This is a genomic window from Shewanella abyssi (assembly GCF_023284025.1).
Taxonomy (GTDB): Bacteria; Pseudomonadota; Gammaproteobacteria; order Enterobacterales; family Shewanellaceae; genus Shewanella; species Shewanella abyssi.
This window is the reverse complement of the sequence record NZ_JAKIKR010000010.1, coordinates 1-17833: the sequence shown is the minus strand read 5'-3', so window position 1 is coordinate 17833 and position 17833 is coordinate 1. Positions and strand designations below refer to the sequence as shown.

Below are 17833 nucleotides of genomic sequence, written 5' to 3'. Positions count from 1 at the left end.
TCACAACTTTTTTTGAACAAATCAGGTAAGATGCGCTCGTCAATAATATGCCAATAAACAGTGCCGAATAGCAGTGACAAGCAAGCTAAATTAACATCCGTTTATTGATAATAATTAAGCCTTACAACTAAGATATAAATAGCGAACAACTATTGTGAACAATCAAGAGTTTTTAGAAAAGCGACGTTTTATCATTCGACTCGGTAAAGCACTGCATAAATTTGGTACGCCAGCCTATCGGCTTGAAGCACATCTACAGGCGGTATCAAAACTGCTCGGCATAGAGGGTTATTTCTTGGTATCGCCAACGGCAATGACTTTCGTACTGCAACACGATGAAGATCAAGAGTATAACCACGTGGCACGGGTCAACCCTGGTGAACTCGATTTAGGCTCCTTAGCGCGAACCGACGAACTCGTTGAAGAGCTAATGTCCGGCAAACGCACATTAACCGAAGCTCTTGAACGGTTAGAGGAAATTTCCAATAAGCCTAACCCTTACGGCACAGGCCTAACGCTATTGGCTTTTGGCAGCTCAGCAGGTGCCTTTGCCATGTTAATGGGCACCAGTTGGAACGATGTATTTTGGTCGGCGATGTTGGGCTTAATGGTTTATGGCTTGGTCTATCGTGCTGAGCGCTCTAAGCGTATGGCCGAGATGCTCGAACCCCTAGCCGCGATTTTGTGCGCAATTGCCGCGAGCGGTATTGCACAATTTGACCCCAGTATGAATATTCCGGTGGTGATACTCTCTGGTATCATCATTTTTATTCCAGGTTTAGCGTTAACACTCGGTTTAGCAGAGCTAGCCGCAAGAGATCTAATCTCTGGCACAGCAAGGGTGATGGATGCATTCATGCTGCTGTTTAAGCTCTATTTCGGGGTTATCCTAGGTCTGACAATAGGTAAAACACTGTTTGGTGAAACCACCTATGTACCACCTGAATCACTGCCTGAATGGGCCATTTGGGCTGCAGTACCGATTCTCTCTATGGCGCTAGTGATTATCTTTAAAGCACGAATGAAAGACTCTCCTTGGGGGGTCCTTGCGGGTATTGTGGCGTTTTTCTCCGCTATGATCGGCGGCATTTACTTTGGTGAGTCTATTGGTATTTTCTTTGGCGCATTAGCGGTAGGTGTATATTCAAACCTATATGCTCGCTGGATGAAAGCACCAGCAACTATTGCGCTGTTACAAGGCATCGTCATCTTAGTGCCCGGCAGCAAAACTTATATTGGCCTCAATACCTTAATTTTAGGTGAAACCATTTTTAACCAGTCACACCTTGGCACGCAGGTATTTCTTATTTTTATGTCCATTGTTGCAGGGTTGATCTTTGCCAATGTGGCCGTGCCTCCACGCCGCACCTTATAACCGTTTACGAGTTACAAATTAAACATGCGGGCGCCTCAGCGCGCTCGCATCCTCTGCGTTATATTCAATTCTCCTCAAGTAAAATCATCATCTTATCCTTGACTAACCCCCACGTTCCGTGTGCTATGGTTATGTAACCCAATTGTAAGTATTGTTACTTATTAGGATGCCATCCTGCCTATGACTCGATTTAGCTGTTCGACGTTAGCCTTGTTAACTTGCGCACTAACCAGTGCCGTTAGTGCTGAAGAGATAACGACACCAAAAACAGCAGCTAAAACCGAAGATTACCAGCAAAAAAAGCAGATAAAAAACATTGTAATCAAAAGTAATGACATCTTTGATCTGTCTGATCCCGAGACCTTTTTCATTCATCGCTGGGCTAATTACCTACATATCAATACTCGTGATTCAGTCATTCGTGACAAGCTCAGCTTTAAAGAAAATGAAACTGTAAGCCAGAAAGATCTCGATGAAGTACAACGAATATTACGGGCAGAACCCTATATTCGTGACGCTAATATTGAGTTTGCTACGCCTGCACCAGATGCCGATCTAGCCAGTGACGATAGCGAAAACATTTTAGTAGAGACATGGGATAATTGGTCATTACTCCCCACAGTCAGTGTCAGCCGCAGCGGTGGCGAAAGTAAGTACTCTATCGGCATTAAAGAGGATAACTTGCTCGGGTTAGGGATCCGAACTCGTTTCAAGTACCAATCAAATGCCGACCGTACCGGCTACAAATTTGCGATTGAAGCCCCGATAAACTTTATTGAGCATGCCACCATAGCGGCTGATTTTTACGATAACAGTGACGGCCAAGCAACCCATCTCTATTTTGAGAAACCTTTCTATACACTCGATGGCAGCTACATGTATTCTGCCGAGTATTTAGATGATCTGCGCGTCGATACCTTAAAGCAAAATGGCCAAGAGTTTAATGAATTTGAACATGGGGTCACGTACAACAGCGCCCGATACGGCTGGTTATTGAATCGCAGCAGTGATGAACTTTCTCGCATCATAACGGGACTGACACAAGATAAGCATGAGTTTGATAATATTGCAGAGTACCCAACATCAGAACTGCCTCAAGATCGTGATTTTCTCTACCCTTGGCTAGCCTATCAATACCTGCAAGATGACTTTAAGGTCCTTAATAACATTCACCTCATTAACGATAACGAGGACTTTAATCTGGGTTGGCAACACTACGTTAAACTAGGGCTTGAAACTCGTGATACCGATGACGACTCACCCGTTGGCTATCACGTCAATTGGCGATCTAGCCGTGGTTTCCAGGCTGAAGATCATTTGCTGCTGCTGGAGATGGATGGCGAGGGCGTATTTGCCACGACTCAAAAAGATTACTATAAGGTCAATGTTGCCGCAGAATACTTCTACCACATCACCCCTAAATGGACCGCTTATTCCAAGCTAAGATTAAGTAGTTCTCAGAACAATTATATTGATAGGCCTTTCGCGCTTGGCGATGACACCGGGATCCGTGGTTACCCAAACAACTATCAATATGGTGACAATCAATGGGCATTTACCGCAGAAGTGCGTAATTACCCTAATATTAACCTTTATCAATTAGCAGAGCTTGGTTGGGCAGTCTATAGCGATGTGGGTCAAGCAACAGGCGGAAACGATGCCAACAACGAAGTTGCTGGCGTTATTGGCAGTGTCGGGATTGGCGCTAGGATCTACTCCTCTAAATCAAGCTATGGCAACGTCGCCCATATTGATTTCAGTGTCCCTTTTACCACGGGTGTCGAAGTGAACAGCTGGGAATGGCGCTTCTTAGTGAAGAATCGATTCTAAGTGCTGAGATTCTAGTGACGAGCTGCTAACGAAACACTGTAAATATCAGCATCATTAATCCCCAACATACTCACCACAATGGTATTGTCAGCTGCTTTCGCCAATGCATTGCCGTCGGCTTTTTTCTGTCTGTTACAAGTCGTGTTAGAACTTATAATCGAGCGTTAAGTACACTTGCTGGCTGTTATCAATAGTGATCCCATGACGTTCGTAATCTTGCTCTAGATAGCGATAACCGAGATCGGACGAAAAGTGCTCGCTCCATTGATATTGCATACCCACTTGGCCACCCCAGACAGGAGCAGTATCGGCACGTCCAGCAATTTTATTATCGTTAACGCCTACAGTAACGCCGGCGAACAAGTTAACGTTCTTATGCACTGGGATGAGATAGTCATATGAGATCAACCAGCTGTATTGCTCCTGCTTATAATCGCTGCCCGCTTGAGAAAACTCATCTTCCATATAGCCAAAGGTACCTGTGATCCGGTGCTGCTGTTCAATCAACACCCCCACTCGCCCTTGCCACGACATGTCTTCAGTATCATGCTGTATCTTGCCATCAACCTTGTCTGTTTGATAACCCGCAGCGGCACCGACAAAGAATTCAACTTCAGCTGCATTAACGCTACCGACCAGTAACCCTGAACATAGAACACCTGCTAGCATTGTTTTAATTTTCATAACAAACCTCACTAATGACTTATCTGTTTCTTGTCGTAATCGACGTTGAGAACAGATTAACCCTAAGATTAACAATGAAAAAGTGCCTATCGCCAGCCAGTTTGTATTGAATAGCGTGACAGTCAATAAAGCTATCAACATCCATTGATGTGCTGTTTTTAATCCTTTAACAAGTAAACTAAGCTAAATTGAACCTACTCTATTGGCTATTAATGACTATGCCCTTGGGACAAATTGATCATTATCACGCCAGCAGCCACAAGACCCATACCCACCCAAGTGGTTAAATCCAGATGTTGACGGTAAAATAGCGCGGACAACAAGGTGACAGTGACGATAGCAAGACCCGCCCATAGCGCATGTACCACACCGACCGGCATGCCCTTCATCGCTTGGCCTAGAAAGATAAATGCCGTCAAATGTCCCAGTATGACCATTGCAGCTGGCAACGGCTTGCTAAAGCCATCAGTCGCCTTAAGCGCCACATGAGATAAAGCTTCAGCCATGACACCCAGTAATAGAAAGATCCAACTCATAATGTAAGCCTTAAATTTAAAAGTGATCGGCAGGCAAAGCCTGCAACATAGATTGGGATAGTGATTTTACTGCAGCTATTATATTGATAATCAATCAGATGATAATCTGCTGAAATGGCAAATCACTTTTACTGGAGAGTAATAAAGGAATGTGATCGAACTGAAAAATAAGCCAACTGATCGCAGCGTCAATGACGTTGTTTGGGTGATACCAGCCAATAAGTTACCCCAAGTGCGATAATGACCGCCGCAGAGGCCCATACATATTCTGGCTCCACCTCTTTAAAGTCTAAGACGATAATTTTTCGGGAGATCGCCATTAATGCAGTCGCAATCACAATCTGCACATGGATCACCTCCTCTTTAAGGTAGATGGTAATATTTTGGAAAATTTCAATCGCGATGAGCACCGCGAGGAAAGAGCCAAAGATAACCAGTATGTCCTTCATATCAATCAAGCCGTATGGCGGCGTCATGATTTCAATAAACAACACCCGTCCCACATCAATCACACTCCATAGAATGACCAAGGTCATCAACACGGCTAATATCCGCACCGCATAGTGCACAACTTGGCCCAACATATTAATCAGTGGCTCTTTGTCTATTTTTTCCATCTAGCGCTCCGGTTTTAATCAGATAAAGCGTTTTAAGTAGTTATTCATACTATTAGACCAACTCCGCTTTGATGGGAGTATTATATTTGTTTATGCCGAGATGATAATCCACCTGAAATACAATTATCTTTTACCAGATAGAAACAATTAGTAGCGACGTGATCCCATAAAAGGCCCCATCCACTCAAATGGTTATAGCTTTCCTATAGATAATGGCAGCCAAAAGTACAATTTTCCGAGAGAGGGTTGCGCGAATATTAGTCATAAAAAAAGCGCCGAAGCGCTTTCTATCATGTCCAATAATACTGACATCCATATATCAATCTGTTTTAGCCGTTATTGGCAACATGGGCTGCGATAGCATCCATCAAAACAGGGGATAGGCAATCATATGGCGCCAATCCTAAATCGGTTAATGTATTGCGAACATCAGCCATAGCTTCAGGTGCAGTACCTGACTCGATGATTGAAGAGACAAATGCAGCGAATTCAGGTGCAGACCAACCTTGTTGCTTAGATAGCTCTGTATGGACAAAGTCTAAACCATAGAAGGGGTGGCCAGTGTTTTCGATACGGCCATACATATGAGTACCACACTCTTTGCAAGCATGACGCTGAATTGCCGCTGACTCATCAATGATCTGTAATTTATCAGCGTTAGCAGTCACACTAACCATCTCTTTTGCAACCACAGCTATCTGAGCAAACAGCGCGCCTTCAGGCTTCCAGCATTTGCTGCAACCACAGACATGGTTATGTGCCGTTTGCGCCGCGACGGTAACTTCTACCGGGTTATGTGAACACTGGCATTGTAATGAACCTCCAGTAAAACCTTCCGCTGCTGCTGGGATGCCGTTATCGACCTGTGGGTGAATTAATGTTGTCATAATGTTTACTCCAAAAATGTGGCTAAGCTCTGTTCAACAAGGCTTAGCCTGCTACTTACATAGCTTGTTTAAAAATATTGATAATCTCTTCAGTGGTGCCTTTTCTTGGGTTGGTTAAAGAACACGCGTCGTTTAAGGCATTAATCGCCATAAACTCAAGTTTGTCCTCTGTGACGCCAAGATCGGCTAGTTTTCGTGCAGTACCACCGGAGGCTGAAAGTCACTCAATTTTGACAATGCCCGCTTCTGCTGCATCGGCAGCGGTCATATTTAACGACTAAAACTTGAGACTGGATGACACCAGGGTCATTCGATGGCAGTGATTATATTCCTTGCTTAAAAGTTGATAATCCCTATTTTTAGCAAATAACTTTTTACCGTGAGTAACAATAAATCTAAGCAGAAGAGCTATTTTAGTGATAGAAAAGCGCGAGCAAAGGCTCAAATAAAATCGGAGGGTGCATTAGAGAGGATTGGACAATTAGCAGACTCAAGCATGATGGCCAAGAAGTTAAGTACACGAACTCAATCGCCAACCCGAGGAGGGTATTTGGTCTATCTATCCACAAAACCGTCACTTATCACCCAAGGTGAGTATGTTACTCGACTACCTCAACACAGCCCTCAAATGAGTATTTAATCTCCCCGCACTGCTCTGCAACAGATTCACACCTCGTCTCTTATAGACAATGAAACGTATATTCATACACTTACTATTACCTCCACCTCTATTATTACTGTTTGGTAAAAGTAATTTACCTTTTAGGCTGATTGTTCCAAATACGATGATAACTATAATGAGCCCCATCTTAAGTCCTGAGGACGAGTGCACCCCTGTCGGAGCGCTCAACTCCTAAGGCAATTGTCAAAAGTATTACAGCACCTATTACGGTGCACAGAGGAACTATTATGTCTCGTATTGTTATTGTTGGCGGCGGCGCTGCCGGCCTAGAAATTGCTAGCCTTTTAGGACGTTCAGTCAATCGTCAAGATGAAGTCATACTCGTCGAAGGTGAAACTCATCACTACTGGAAACCTCGCTTCCATGAGATAGCCGCCGGTACCTTTGATAGTGACCTCGACAGCCTGTGCTATTTCAGTCATGGCGCCAAGAATGGCTACATGCATTACCAAGCGTGGATGACCGATATAAAGCGCGAAGATAAGCAGTTAGTGGTCCGTAAACCTAACGGTGAAACAGATGCTATCGAATATGATTACCTAGTGATTGCTATCGGTGCCATTAGCAACGACTTTGCCACCTTAGGCGTGCAAGAGCACTGCTTGTTCCTCGATACACCAGAACAAGCGCGAGATAGCTGGCACCAAATAAGTACCTTGCTACGCTCAGGACAAGAGCGCAGCATTAATATCGTCGGTGCTGGTGCTACCGGGCTTGAACTCGCAGCTGAATTAGCGAAAGTAAGCGCTAAATTAGCCAAAAACCCTTATGCGGCAAAGCTCAACATTAATCTAATTGAAGCTGCTGATAGAGTGTTACCGAACAGCCCGCTTAAAATGTCACAGCAAGCGCAAAAGCGACTCGAAGAGTATCAGGTCAACATCATACTCAATACCCGTATCGCCAGCGTCGAAGCTGCACGCATGACCACCAGCGATGGCAAAGTATTAGCTGCTGATGTTCAGTTTTGGGCTGCTGGAATTAAAGCACCAGACTGGCTTAAAAACATCGGTGGTCTACAGAGCAATAATGCTAACCAGCTGATGGTTGAGCAAACACTGGCAACCACTGCGGACTCGTCAATATTCTCCTTAGGTGATTGCGCTGCGATCCCACAAGCTGATGGCACTCAAGTACCGCCAAAAGCCCAGGCCGCTAACCGCGCAGCGGTGCACCTAGCAAAGAACTTAGTGGCGCATTTAGAGGGGAAACCGCTAAAACCTTTCGTCTACAAGGATGGCGGAATGGTGGTTGCCATTGGGCATAACTTTGCCATCAGCACCATGCTGAACGACAGATTAGTGTTAAAAGGCCGACTAGTACGCCGCCTGTACGATACGATTTTCCGTCTACATCAAAAAACCGTTAGCGGCCTATTTACCATGTCACGACTGATCATTATCAAACGCTTAAAGTGTATATTTAAGCCCGCTTAACACGGCTTACTCCGCAGGAGGTAGAGGCTCGCCACACTGAAAAGCAATGGCGCCGACTAACCCATGGAACGTGAAAAGGAGGTTACCCCTCCTTTTTCACATTGTATTATTGCCTCTGCAAGTCTCTGTCTATAGCCATAATGGCTGCACTAACCTAACTAGTCCTATCAGTGCATGGACACACTTAATTTGTTTTGTCGCCGGTAATACTAGCGGTTTGAGCTCCAATCTGATTTAATCTTGCTTGCTATATTATCTTTGAGACTAAACAAACTGAGCAGCAAAACCATCAAGGTAAGGTTAGCCCTAGCCGCTAACCACCAATCCAGAACCACACTAGTCGTAATGCTAGTGCTGATGGTGTGCCAGTTTTTTGTGATGAGTTCAGCCTATTCAGTGCAGTATCCCAATGGTAAGCACCCTATGGGCAGCAGTGTGAGCCATCATCATAGTCATGAAAGCCTCCTTGCCTCAAAGGCGCACCATCATGGCAGCGATAATGTTTCCGCTTTCAATACTACTGAATCGATTACCGATATTGTTGATCGCAATAGCAGCTTAACGGCTGACAATGGCGAGCACGATCATAATAATCATTCACACACACCATCGCACCTGCCACTCGAATCGCGCTTTAATAGCGACTTCTATCAAGCAGGCACCCTAAGCGATGCAGATGTACTGTTCAGCAACCATAGATACGCACCACCAAACCCACCGCCACACAGCTAATTACTTTTCAATAACGCGATCCGTTCGCACATTAAAACGTTATAGCGCATCAGTCATTAATTAATGACTGTGCTCGCCGCGTATAACAAAAATAAATAATTGGAGTATCTGTAATGAGCCAACCTTTGGCGAAAGCCATGGCTACCACCACGAAGCTAGTGGTGATTTTTTTGGGGCTATTTGCCTCTTTCTCTCTGTTTGCACACGGCGTAGATGAGGGGACTCGGCAGTTTTTAGCCGCTAACCAAGGGGTTTCTATTCTGCCCTTTATCTATATCGGCGCTAAACACATGGTCACCGGATATGATCATCTGCTGTTTTTAGTTGGGGTGATTTTCTTTCTATACCGCACCAAAGATGTATTGCTATATGTCAGCCTTTTCACTATCGGCCACAGCATTACCTTGTTGTACGGCGTGTTTTCTGACATCCAGGTCAATGCTTATCTTATCGATGCCATCATTGGGTTTTCAATTGTTTATAAAGGCTTTGATAACTTAGGCGGATTTAAGCGGGTGTTTGGTTTTCAGCCCAATACCAAGGTCGCAGTGATGATCTTTGGCCTATTCCATGGTTTTGGCCTTGCCACTAAAATTCAAGAATTTAATCTGCCACAAGAGGGGTTATTAGCCAATATTATTGGCTTTAATGTCGGTGTCGAAATTGGGCAGTTCTTAGCCTTAGGCGTGGTACTTATTGTCATGAGTTTTTGGCGTAGACACCAGAGCTATCTTAAGTTTGCAACCACTGCCAACACGCTGTTAATGAGTGGTGGCTTGATGTTAGTTGGCTACCAACTCACGGGTTACTTTACCAGTTAACGCTTAACGAGATAGCCGCGTTCAACGGCAAAATACAGCTCAATACGCATGCGTAATTACTCTTTTAGGAACTACAATGAAAAACCAAACTAACAATCAAGCAACTGACACCGTAAGCAACACCATTAGCGTACCCGTCCACTCTAATGCCACTTTACTGAAAGCAAGCATCGTCGCCACCGTCATAGCAGCTGTGGTATTGGTCATGGCAATTTTACCCGCCGAGTACAATATTGACCCGACAGGGATCGGTAAATCACTCGGGCTAACAGAGATAGCCACTGCAGCGACAGCTGCGATTATTCCAAGTGCTAAAGCCGCGACCAATGTCATGAAAAGTACTGACTCCATTGTGATAACCGATGCGCCGTCAGTGGCAGAGATAAAGCAAGCTAGAGTAGAGGTACCTGGACTGCGCCAAGATACGGTCGACATAGTGATTGCAGCAGGCAAGGGCTTAGAATACAAACTGCTGATAAATGAAAACCAGCATTTAGAGTATGAATGGCGCACCGATGGTGCTCCATTGTATTTTGACTTTCACGGTGAACCTCAAGGTGATACCACCGGCTTTTTTGAAAGCTTTACCATCACCACATCCGATCAAGTAAAGGGCACGCTTACTACGCCTTTTGCTGGCTCTCACGGCTGGTACTGGAAAAACAAAACCAGTGAGCCCATTACTGTCACGTTAACCACTAAAGGGGCTTACCTGATTAAAGGCTAGATTCAGTAACAAAAAAGCCCGCTTACTATTTATAAGTGAGCGGGCTTTTTTGGTGAGTTAGCAAACTGTTTTATTCGGGGCTGCTCTTATCGGCTTCTTTTTCATCAACGTCAGCAAAGCCGATGATTTTCTGTTTTATCGCCTCTTTCTCGGCCTTATCTTTTAAACGGTAGATACGCTTTATCTGCGATTTCTGCATTGGCTCTTGCGGAGTCGATACTGAATCGAAGCCGACCTCCACCTTTCCCAAGGTTGAAGTAATCAACAACCCTTGGGCAAACTTCAAAGTATTCAAGCCACCGCTCAATACCAATAAGTAACTCTGTCGCGGTCTAGAGTTAACGATGACCGTATATTTATCGACATTTTCCCAGCCATCCATTCTAAAGTTATCGATAGAATTAACCTGCTCTAATTCAGGAAAGGTATACATTGCAGCTCGTTCCTTCGAGGCCTCTGATGATGCGCAACCCGCTAAAAATATTGCAAAACCGAGCACTAGGATATTCCATAGCTTCATTGTTATCTCCCTAAGCATTGTTATCAATTATATGAGCTAGCTTAACTCTAGCGTGAAAACAGCAGAGTGCCAATACTCGTCTCGTCGATGAGTTAACCACAAAATGACCCAATAGCACTAGCGCTCTTCACCACCCCAGGTAACAACAATAGCTGAACCCCATCAATGCAGAGGCCGAAGCAGCAGAGGCGATTCCCGCCCATAAAAAATGCCGCTATAGAGCGGCATTTTCATAATATGGCAGCGTTAAACTAATCGCTTAAATGCGCGGCATGAAAACGCATATGCTGCTCAATAAAGCTGGCGATAAAGTAGTAACTATGATCATAACCTTCATGCATATTAAGCGTTAACGGATAGCCGCTCACTTTAGCCGCAGCCTGCAACATTTCAGGTTTAAGTTGCTCAACTAAAAAGTTATCGCCTTCACCTTGATCAACTAACGCCGGCACAAAGTTAGTCGCTTTACGCATGAGTAGACTCGCATCGTAGTCAGCCCAGGCATTAGTGTCGCGGCCAAGATAGGCGGTCAGTGCTTTTTTGCCCCAGGGACAATTAACCGGATTACTGATCGGGCTAAAGGCAGAAACAGACTGATAAGCGTCGCTATTACGCATGGCGATAACCAAGGCACCATGTCCACCCATTGAGTGACCGGCGATTGAACGCTTGTCTGACACTGGGAACATTGACTCGATTAGCTTTGGCAGTTCACTGACCACATAGTCATACATTTGATAATGACGACTCCAAGGTGCTTGAGTCGCGTTGACATAGAATCCCGCACCTTGACCTAAGTCATATCCAGCATCATCCGCCACACCTTCACCACGTGGGCTAGTGTCTGGCGCCACAATGGCAATTCCCAATTCAGCCGCTAACGCTTGCACACCCGCTTTTTGCATGAAATTTTCGTCAGTACAAGTCAAACCTGACAACCAATACAGCACGGGAACTTTTTGGCCGTTTGACGCTTGAGGCGGTAAATAAATAGCAAATCGCATGGCACAGTTTAACGATTCTGATTGGTGAGTATATTGCTTGTGCCAACCACCAAAACTCTTATTCACACTAATATTTTCAATTGTCATACTTACATCTCTTGTCGCGCTTTATTATCACTTCCGCCATGGGCGGAAGTGATAGCAAAACGACTGAATTGGTTTAAATTATCTTTCGAATGGCAGTGTTAACTTACTTATCGAAATGGATAACAGTACGAATACTCTTACCTTCGTGCATTAGGTCAAATGCATCGTTAACTTGCTCAAGTGCCATAGTGTGGGTAATAAAGTCACTTAACTTAAACTCACCCGCCATATAACGCTCAACGTATTCAGGTAGCTCAGAGCGGCCTTTAACACCACCAAATGCGCTGCCTCTCCATACACGGCCAGTCACTAGCTGGAATGGACGAGTTGAGATCTCTTGACCAGCACCTGCCACACCAATAACCACTGATTCGCCCCAACCTTTATGACAACACTCAAGTGCACTGCGCATGACGTTGACGTTACCGATACACTCAAATGAGTAATCAACGCCGCCATCAGTCAGCTCTACAATCACATCTTGAATTGGCTTGTCGTAATCTTTTGGGTTGATGCAATCAGTCGCACCCAGTTGACGGGCTAGGTCAAACTTGCTTTCGTTAATATCGATAGCGATGATACGTGATGCTTTAGCCATTTGTGCGCCAATAACCGCTGATAGACCAATACCACCCATACCAAATATAGCAACAGTAGCGCCCTCTTCAACCTTGGCAGTATTCATTACTGCGCCCATACCGGTTGTAACACCACAACCCAATAGACACACCTCTTCAAGTGGCGCTTCAGGGTTTACTTTTGCAAGTGAGATTTCAGGTAATACTGTGTACTCAGAAAAGGTTGAACATCCCATGTAGTGGAAAATATCGACACCATCTTTAGAGAAACGCGTCGTGCCGTCTGGCATTAGGCCTTTACCTTGAGTTTCACGGATTTTCTGGCATAAGTTAGTCTTACCTGACTTACAGAACTTACACTCGCCACACTCTGGCGTGTATAGAGGAATAACATGGTCGCCGACTTGAACACTGGTTACGCCTTCGCCTATAGACTCAACGATACCGCCACCTTCGTGACCTAAAATACAAGGGAAGATCCCTTCTGGATCATCGCCAGAGAGTGTGAATGCATCAGTATGGCAAACACCCGTAGCAATCATCTTGACTCGAACTTCGCCTTTTTGCGGCGGCATAACGTCGACAATTTCCATTGTCAGTGGCTGGCCAACTGCCCAAGCAACTGCGGCTTTAGATTTAATAGTCTGTGCTGTCATGTGTAATTCCTACTTTATATAGCGTTAAAAAACGGTCTTATCTACACGAGTGCCGCAATGTTTATGCGAGCATTATAGCGAGGACTCATAAAATGATAATCCCACCATTATGCAATTAACTTTTACCATATGGTAATAATGGTGATCCTTTGGTCTCTTTTACCATTACCTGATTAGCCAGTGCACTTATTGTCGTTAGCGCAACTGGCTGTCTTTACTGCCTCGCCTGTTAAACAGGGGGACTTTTTTACTTTGTTCATCCAGCTCACTTTGGCAAGTAACACAATAGCGCACCCCTTGAATCGCCTTTCGACGCGCTTCAGGGATCGGGCTGCCGCACTCCTCACAAAATAGTAAGCTGGCTTGCTGTGATAATCCGCTACGAATTTGAGCGACGCCATCGGCGACACTATTATCAATCTGATCTTGCACCGCGCCATCACGGGCCCATCCACCAGCCATAAGGGCTCCTTTATCTAGCACGCTGGTTACGTGGCAGAGTTAAAGTTTAGAAGAACATGGGCGAATTACCACGTCCCTTTGATTGGTTGAATTATACCCAGCGGGGTGGGAATGATAATCCCACTAAAGCGAAAATTTCTTTTACCACACAGTAATAATTTGCCACGGACAGGTAAGATAACTTTGCATTTCAGCTAGAGTTGGTAATAATTGACGCCATTAAAGAGTGACAATAGTAGAGAGCGTATATGTTCAATTGGGAAGGCGTGAGTGAGTTTGTTGCAGTAGCAGAAGCCGAAAGTTTTACTAAGGCTGCCGCGCGCCTAGGCATATCGACGGCTCAAGTCAGTCGTCAAGTGAGTGCTCTGGAAACACGACTTGCTGCTAAGTTGTTTCACCGTACTACCCGCAAGGTATCGGTAACTGAAGTTGGCCGCATCTATTATCAGCACTGCCGCCAAGTCTTAGATGGTTTAGATGAAGCAGAAAGGGCCATCACCAATTTACAGACCACCCCTAGAGGCTTACTCAAGATCACCGCGCCGGTAACCTATGGCGAGGGCATGATTGCGCCACTCATTAATGATTTTATAACTCAATACCCAGAGCTTGAAGTACAGATAAACCTCACCAATTTGAAAGTAGACCTGATTGATGAAGGCTACGATCTCGCCATCCGTTTAGGTCAGCTAGAAGACTCAAGCATGATGGCAAAACGCTTAGGGTCTCGTACGCAATATGTCTGCGCCTCACCCAGCTATCTGTCCACCTACGGCTTACCACATTCATTGTCTGAACTTGAACAACACAACTGTTTAGTGGGCACCATGGACTACTGGCGCTTTCAAGAAAAAGGTAAAGCCCGTAATGTACGCATCAAAGGTAACTTAAGCTGTAATAGCGGTCACGCCTTGGTCGATGCTGCTATAAAAGGGCTAGGCATCATCCAGCTACCCGATTATTACGTTAGCGAATTTATTGAGTCAGGAAAACTAGTGCCACTACTGGAAAACAACCGCCAAGCGGTTGAAGGAATTTGGGCGCTCTACCCGCACAATAGACATCTATCACCTAAAGTGCGCATGCTGCTCGACTTTTTAGGAGAAAAACTCGTTTAGCCATTGAGACTAAGCAGCTAAAAGGTTTTGCCCAGAGTGGTGCTGCAGGATATTTTAATGCTCTACCTCACTCATCAACAAAGACATCTATCACCTAAAGTGCGCATACTGCTCGACTTTCTGAGTGAAGGACTAGCTTAGCGCCTAATACTCTTCAATTAAAAGAGTTTTGCTATTGTTATGCAGCAAGGTGATTGGACACTCTACCCCACTCTTCACGATAGACACCTATCACCTAAAGTGCGCATGCTGCTCGACTTTCTGAGTGAAGGACTAGCTTAGCGCCTAATACTCTTCAATTAAAAGAGTTTTGCTATTGTTATGCAGCAAGGCGATTGGGCACTCTCCCCACTCTTCACAATAGACATCTATCTCCTAAAGTGCGCATGCTGCTCGACTTTTTAGGAGAAAAACTCGTTTAGCCATTGATACTAAGCTGCTCAAAGGTTTTGCCCAGGGTGATGATGCTGGGTATTTTGATGCTCTACCCCACTCCTCACGATAGACACCTATCACCTAAAGTGCGCATGCTGCTCGACTTTTTAGGAGAAAAACTCGTTTAGCCATTGAGACTAAGCGGCTAAAAGGTTCTACCTAATGTCAGGTAAAGGGTTTTATGTTGCAAGTCATCAATACCAAAACCGAGAACGGCTGGACCAAACTCGGTTTCAGTGCCGATAAATATGCTGCTGGCGTAAATCAAATCATCAAGCCCACGCTGATCTTTATATTGCCAAACATTACCCGCTTCGGCAGAAACGCCCAAGTAAAGTGGTTTGTTCATGCCACCGAATCCTTGCCAGTTAATACGATACTGATACACCAGTGATCCATACGCGAGCTGTGAGCCCACCAGCGCATTTTTATGCATGCCTGACAGGTTTAAAAAGCCCCCTAGTTTATGAGTGTGTATTAAGCTCACCTCATCACTATCGGTACCGCTAATTTTGAGCTTACTGATCAGCGTATGCTGCTTGAGGCTACGGGCATGTTTGAGGGAAAACTCATAATTGAAAAGTGCAGTATCACCAAATACATCACCGACAATAGGCAAGACAAAAGAGTCCAGCTTATCGTCGTTATAGGCACCCTTAAAATAGATCTGACTGCCGCGGCTCGGAAAACTATAACTGTCTAAGCTATCGTAACTAACAATGACGAAACCAGAATAGCTCTTATAATCAATATCAAGGTCAATCATTGATGGGCCTTCTATATTGCCCGATTCAGCGGCTATACCTAGTTCAATAATCATATCGTTACTCAGATTAATGCCTATTGATGAGCTAATATTATGCGATTTAGTCAGCGTTTTTAAACTGCGCTGGTTATCCCAAAAATACAGCAGCTCATCTTGTGAGTATTGATACCGATTTTTCCAATAATAGTGCTCTAATGGGTCGAGCTGCAAACGGTACTCGGTCGCCAGGCGCTTCTCTTTGCCAGACGTAAACTCAAAACGCAGCTGTCCTTGGCTATCTCCAACGTTATTCATCGTATAAGCAAGGTCGAGCTTAACATCGGATATTTCGGTAAAGTCCTCTTCCAATGAAAAACCAATATCAAAAAAGTTAGGCCCCCAACTTTTTTCATTGGCGGTGATCAGCAGTGTTTTTTGATCTTGTTCGTCCATCACAATTTCAGCTTCGACTCGCTCAAAGCTATTGAGCGCATAGACACGATCAATCGCATCGACTAATTCGGGGGTATTGACGCTGTCACCGGCATTAACGGCTAGCGCGGCACTGATTTTCTCTGGCGTCTCATGGCTATTATTAACCACAATAACTCTATCGATAGGCCGCTGCTGAAAAGTCAGTAACGCTTGCTTATAGCGCTGTCGATTTGCTTGATATTGCGCAAACTCCTCGGCGCTGCTTTGCAATGGAATAAGCCTATCAGCATGAGCGAGTGCCGCCTGTTCTCCTTTTTCAAAACCCAGTGGCATACTGCTAAAATCGGTGGTGCCTAACAAGCTGATATCAGGGCGAATGAGAATATCCTGCGGCTGTAGATTCTCTACCTGTTCTACCGCATTGGCCCGTGTCATCATGGTGGATAGTTGCGACAGTATCGCAAAACTATCTTGCAACTCCTCTTTCGGTGCTAGCTCGGCACCAATATCAATTGCAATAACAATATCAGCGCCCATTTCGCGTACCGTATCCGCTGGCATATTGCTTACCATGCCGCCATCGGTTAGGTATTTGCCATCAATCTCTATCGGCTGCAAAATACCCGGCACGGACGCCGACGCCTGCATCGCCGCCAGCAGGTTGCCTGAATCTAACACCACAGCCTGCCCTGTGGCAATGTCAGTACTGATCGCCTTAAAGGGAATGGCTAAATCATCAAATGAAGCTTGCCGCGGCACCATGCCGGCAGAGAAAATATAGAGGTTTGCCATCGACTGGCCGCGTAAGACACCTTGCGGCAATAGAATTTCACCGTCTAGCGAGCCAAACTCAAAGGGTAAGTTAAAGCGGTCGAAATCTTGTTTATCATGATAATTCAACGCCGTTCTCGGCACCGTATCATCGAAGCCACTGACCCAGTCAAGTTCAAGCATGATGCGCTCGATATCATCGACACTGTACCCCAGCGCGTATAGCCCACCAACATAGGCACCAATACTGGTACCCGCAATATAATCGACCCGTATATGCTGCGACTCTAGATAACGCAGCACGCCCACATGCGCAGCCCCTTTCGCGCCACCACCACTCAGCGCTAGACCAATTTTGCCGTGAACTGGCTTTGACTCTCTAATATCGGCGTGCAGCAGCAGTTCTTGCTCACGAGCAGACACAGCCGCAGAATTCAGCGCTACTGCCGTCATGAGGAAAACACCTGCGCTCGCTAAATAATGACTCAAACCCATTACACCATCATGAAAATAGAGCGGCTATTTTAAGATGTAACTGATTGACTCATTAAGTGCCGACTGTGAGTTTTATTGTCTCAAATATAGAGACAATATGACTACTGATACTATATTACCAATTTTTACAATTACTTATGTAACTTCGATTTGAGTCGTGGTGACTATATTATTTCGATTAAGTCTACGGCGACGGGCAG

The 17833-nt window shown here is 45.1% G+C and carries 16 protein-coding genes and 3 pseudogenes; 9 read left to right on the top strand and 10 right to left on the bottom strand.

The genetic code is table 11. The features are described 5' to 3' along the window. The first annotated feature begins 154 nt into the window (after nucleotides 1-154). Together L2755_RS06505 and L2755_RS06500 are read left to right on the top strand one after the other, a co-directional pair. Nucleotides 155-1375, top strand: coding sequence for a threonine/serine exporter family protein (locus L2755_RS06505; RefSeq protein ID WP_248979928.1), 1221 nt, complete (start codon nucleotides 155-157; stop codon nucleotides 1373-1375). Between the two features lie 180 nt (nucleotides 1376-1555). After that, complete coding sequence (locus L2755_RS06500; RefSeq protein ID WP_248979927.1) at nucleotides 1556-3205, top strand: BamA/TamA family outer membrane protein; 1650 nt, start codon at nucleotides 1556-1558, stop codon at nucleotides 3203-3205. Nucleotides 3206-3349: 144 nt separating this feature from the next. On the opposite strand, the gene L2755_RS06495 is transcribed toward L2755_RS06500, so the two are convergent. The 5 genes and pseudogenes from L2755_RS06495 to L2755_RS22455 form a co-directional block, all read right to left on the bottom strand. Beyond that, nucleotides 3350-3889, bottom strand: a complete 540-nt coding sequence (locus L2755_RS06495; RefSeq protein ID WP_248979926.1) for an outer membrane beta-barrel protein — start codon at nucleotides 3887-3889, stop codon at nucleotides 3350-3352. A 209-nt stretch (nucleotides 3890-4098) separates the two neighbouring features. Further along, a complete protein-coding gene (locus L2755_RS06490) occupies nucleotides 4099-4425 on the bottom strand; it encodes a DMT family transporter (RefSeq protein ID WP_202286953.1) in 327 nt (108 codons plus the stop codon). Nucleotides 4426-4613: 188 nt separating this feature from the next. After that, the gene (locus L2755_RS06485) at nucleotides 4614-5042 is read right to left on the bottom strand and encodes a phosphate-starvation-inducible PsiE family protein (RefSeq protein ID WP_248979925.1); all 429 of its coding nucleotides are present in this window, start codon (nucleotides 5040-5042) and stop codon (nucleotides 4614-4616) included. Between the two features lie 329 nt (nucleotides 5043-5371). Further along, nucleotides 5372-5929, bottom strand: coding sequence for an S-(hydroxymethyl)glutathione synthase (gene gfa, locus L2755_RS06480; protein WP_248979924.1), 558 nt, complete (start codon nucleotides 5927-5929; stop codon nucleotides 5372-5374). A 55-nt stretch (nucleotides 5930-5984) separates the two neighbouring features. Beyond that, nucleotides 5985-6128: pseudogene (locus L2755_RS22455) on the bottom strand (L-threonine dehydrogenase); the annotation flags it as partial. Nucleotides 6129-6450: 322 nt separating this feature from the next. Here L2755_RS22455 and L2755_RS06475 point away from each other — a divergent pair. The 5 genes and pseudogenes from L2755_RS06475 to L2755_RS06455 form a co-directional block, all read left to right on the top strand. Continuing rightward, nucleotides 6451-6561 (top strand): annotated as a pseudogene (locus L2755_RS06475) (LysR family transcriptional regulator); the annotation flags it as partial. 277 nt (nucleotides 6562-6838) lie between these two features. Beyond that, complete coding sequence (locus tag L2755_RS06470) at nucleotides 6839-8047, top strand: NAD(P)/FAD-dependent oxidoreductase (RefSeq protein ID WP_248979923.1); 1209 nt, start codon at nucleotides 6839-6841, stop codon at nucleotides 8045-8047. Between the two features lie 258 nt (nucleotides 8048-8305). After that, nucleotides 8306-8779, top strand: a complete 474-nt coding sequence (locus L2755_RS06465) for a hypothetical protein (RefSeq protein WP_248979922.1) — start codon at nucleotides 8306-8308, stop codon at nucleotides 8777-8779. Between the two features lie 113 nt (nucleotides 8780-8892). After that, nucleotides 8893-9600: a HupE/UreJ family protein gene (locus tag L2755_RS06460; protein ID WP_248979921.1), complete on the top strand. Its 708-nt coding sequence runs from the start codon at nucleotides 8893-8895 to the stop codon at nucleotides 9598-9600. A 76-nt stretch (nucleotides 9601-9676) separates the two neighbouring features. Continuing rightward, a complete protein-coding gene (locus tag L2755_RS06455) occupies nucleotides 9677-10327 on the top strand; it encodes a hypothetical protein (RefSeq protein WP_248979920.1) in 651 nt (216 codons plus the stop codon). 70 nt (nucleotides 10328-10397) lie between these two features. Here the strand turns inward: L2755_RS06455 and L2755_RS06450 are convergent, their stop codons facing one another. The 4 genes from L2755_RS06450 to L2755_RS06435 form a co-directional block, all read right to left on the bottom strand. Further along, nucleotides 10398-10847 carry a DUF6491 family protein gene (locus L2755_RS06450; protein ID WP_248979919.1) on the bottom strand — a complete coding sequence of 150 codons (450 nt, stop codon included), beginning with the start codon at nucleotides 10845-10847 and terminating at the stop codon, nucleotides 10398-10400. 251 nt (nucleotides 10848-11098) lie between these two features. Beyond that, nucleotides 11099-11938, bottom strand: coding sequence for an S-formylglutathione hydrolase (gene fghA, locus L2755_RS06445; RefSeq protein ID WP_248979918.1), 840 nt, complete (start codon nucleotides 11936-11938; stop codon nucleotides 11099-11101). Between the two features lie 103 nt (nucleotides 11939-12041). Continuing rightward, nucleotides 12042-13172 carry an S-(hydroxymethyl)glutathione dehydrogenase/class III alcohol dehydrogenase gene (locus L2755_RS06440; protein ID WP_248979917.1) on the bottom strand — a complete coding sequence of 377 codons (1131 nt, stop codon included), beginning with the start codon at nucleotides 13170-13172 and terminating at the stop codon, nucleotides 12042-12044. Between the two features lie 195 nt (nucleotides 13173-13367). After that, on the bottom strand, nucleotides 13368-13634 hold the full coding sequence (locus L2755_RS06435; RefSeq protein WP_248979916.1) for a DksA/TraR family C4-type zinc finger protein: 267 nt from the start codon (nucleotides 13632-13634) through the stop codon (nucleotides 13368-13370). 248 nt (nucleotides 13635-13882) lie between these two features. Between L2755_RS06435 and L2755_RS06430 the strand changes: the two genes are divergently transcribed. Further along, entirely contained in the window at nucleotides 13883-14752 is an 870-nt protein-coding gene (locus tag L2755_RS06430; protein WP_248979915.1) for a LysR family transcriptional regulator, read from the top strand. A gap of 183 nt (nucleotides 14753-14935) precedes the next feature. Next, nucleotides 14936-15034: pseudogene (locus L2755_RS22365) on the top strand (LysR family transcriptional regulator); the annotation flags it as partial. A gap of 298 nt (nucleotides 15035-15332) precedes the next feature. Here L2755_RS22365 and L2755_RS06425 read toward each other — a convergent pair. Next, nucleotides 15333-17591 (bottom strand): patatin-like phospholipase family protein, encoded by a 2259-nt coding sequence (locus L2755_RS06425; protein ID WP_248979914.1) that lies wholly within the window; start codon nucleotides 17589-17591, stop codon nucleotides 15333-15335. Nucleotides 17592-17833 lie beyond the last annotated feature (242 nt).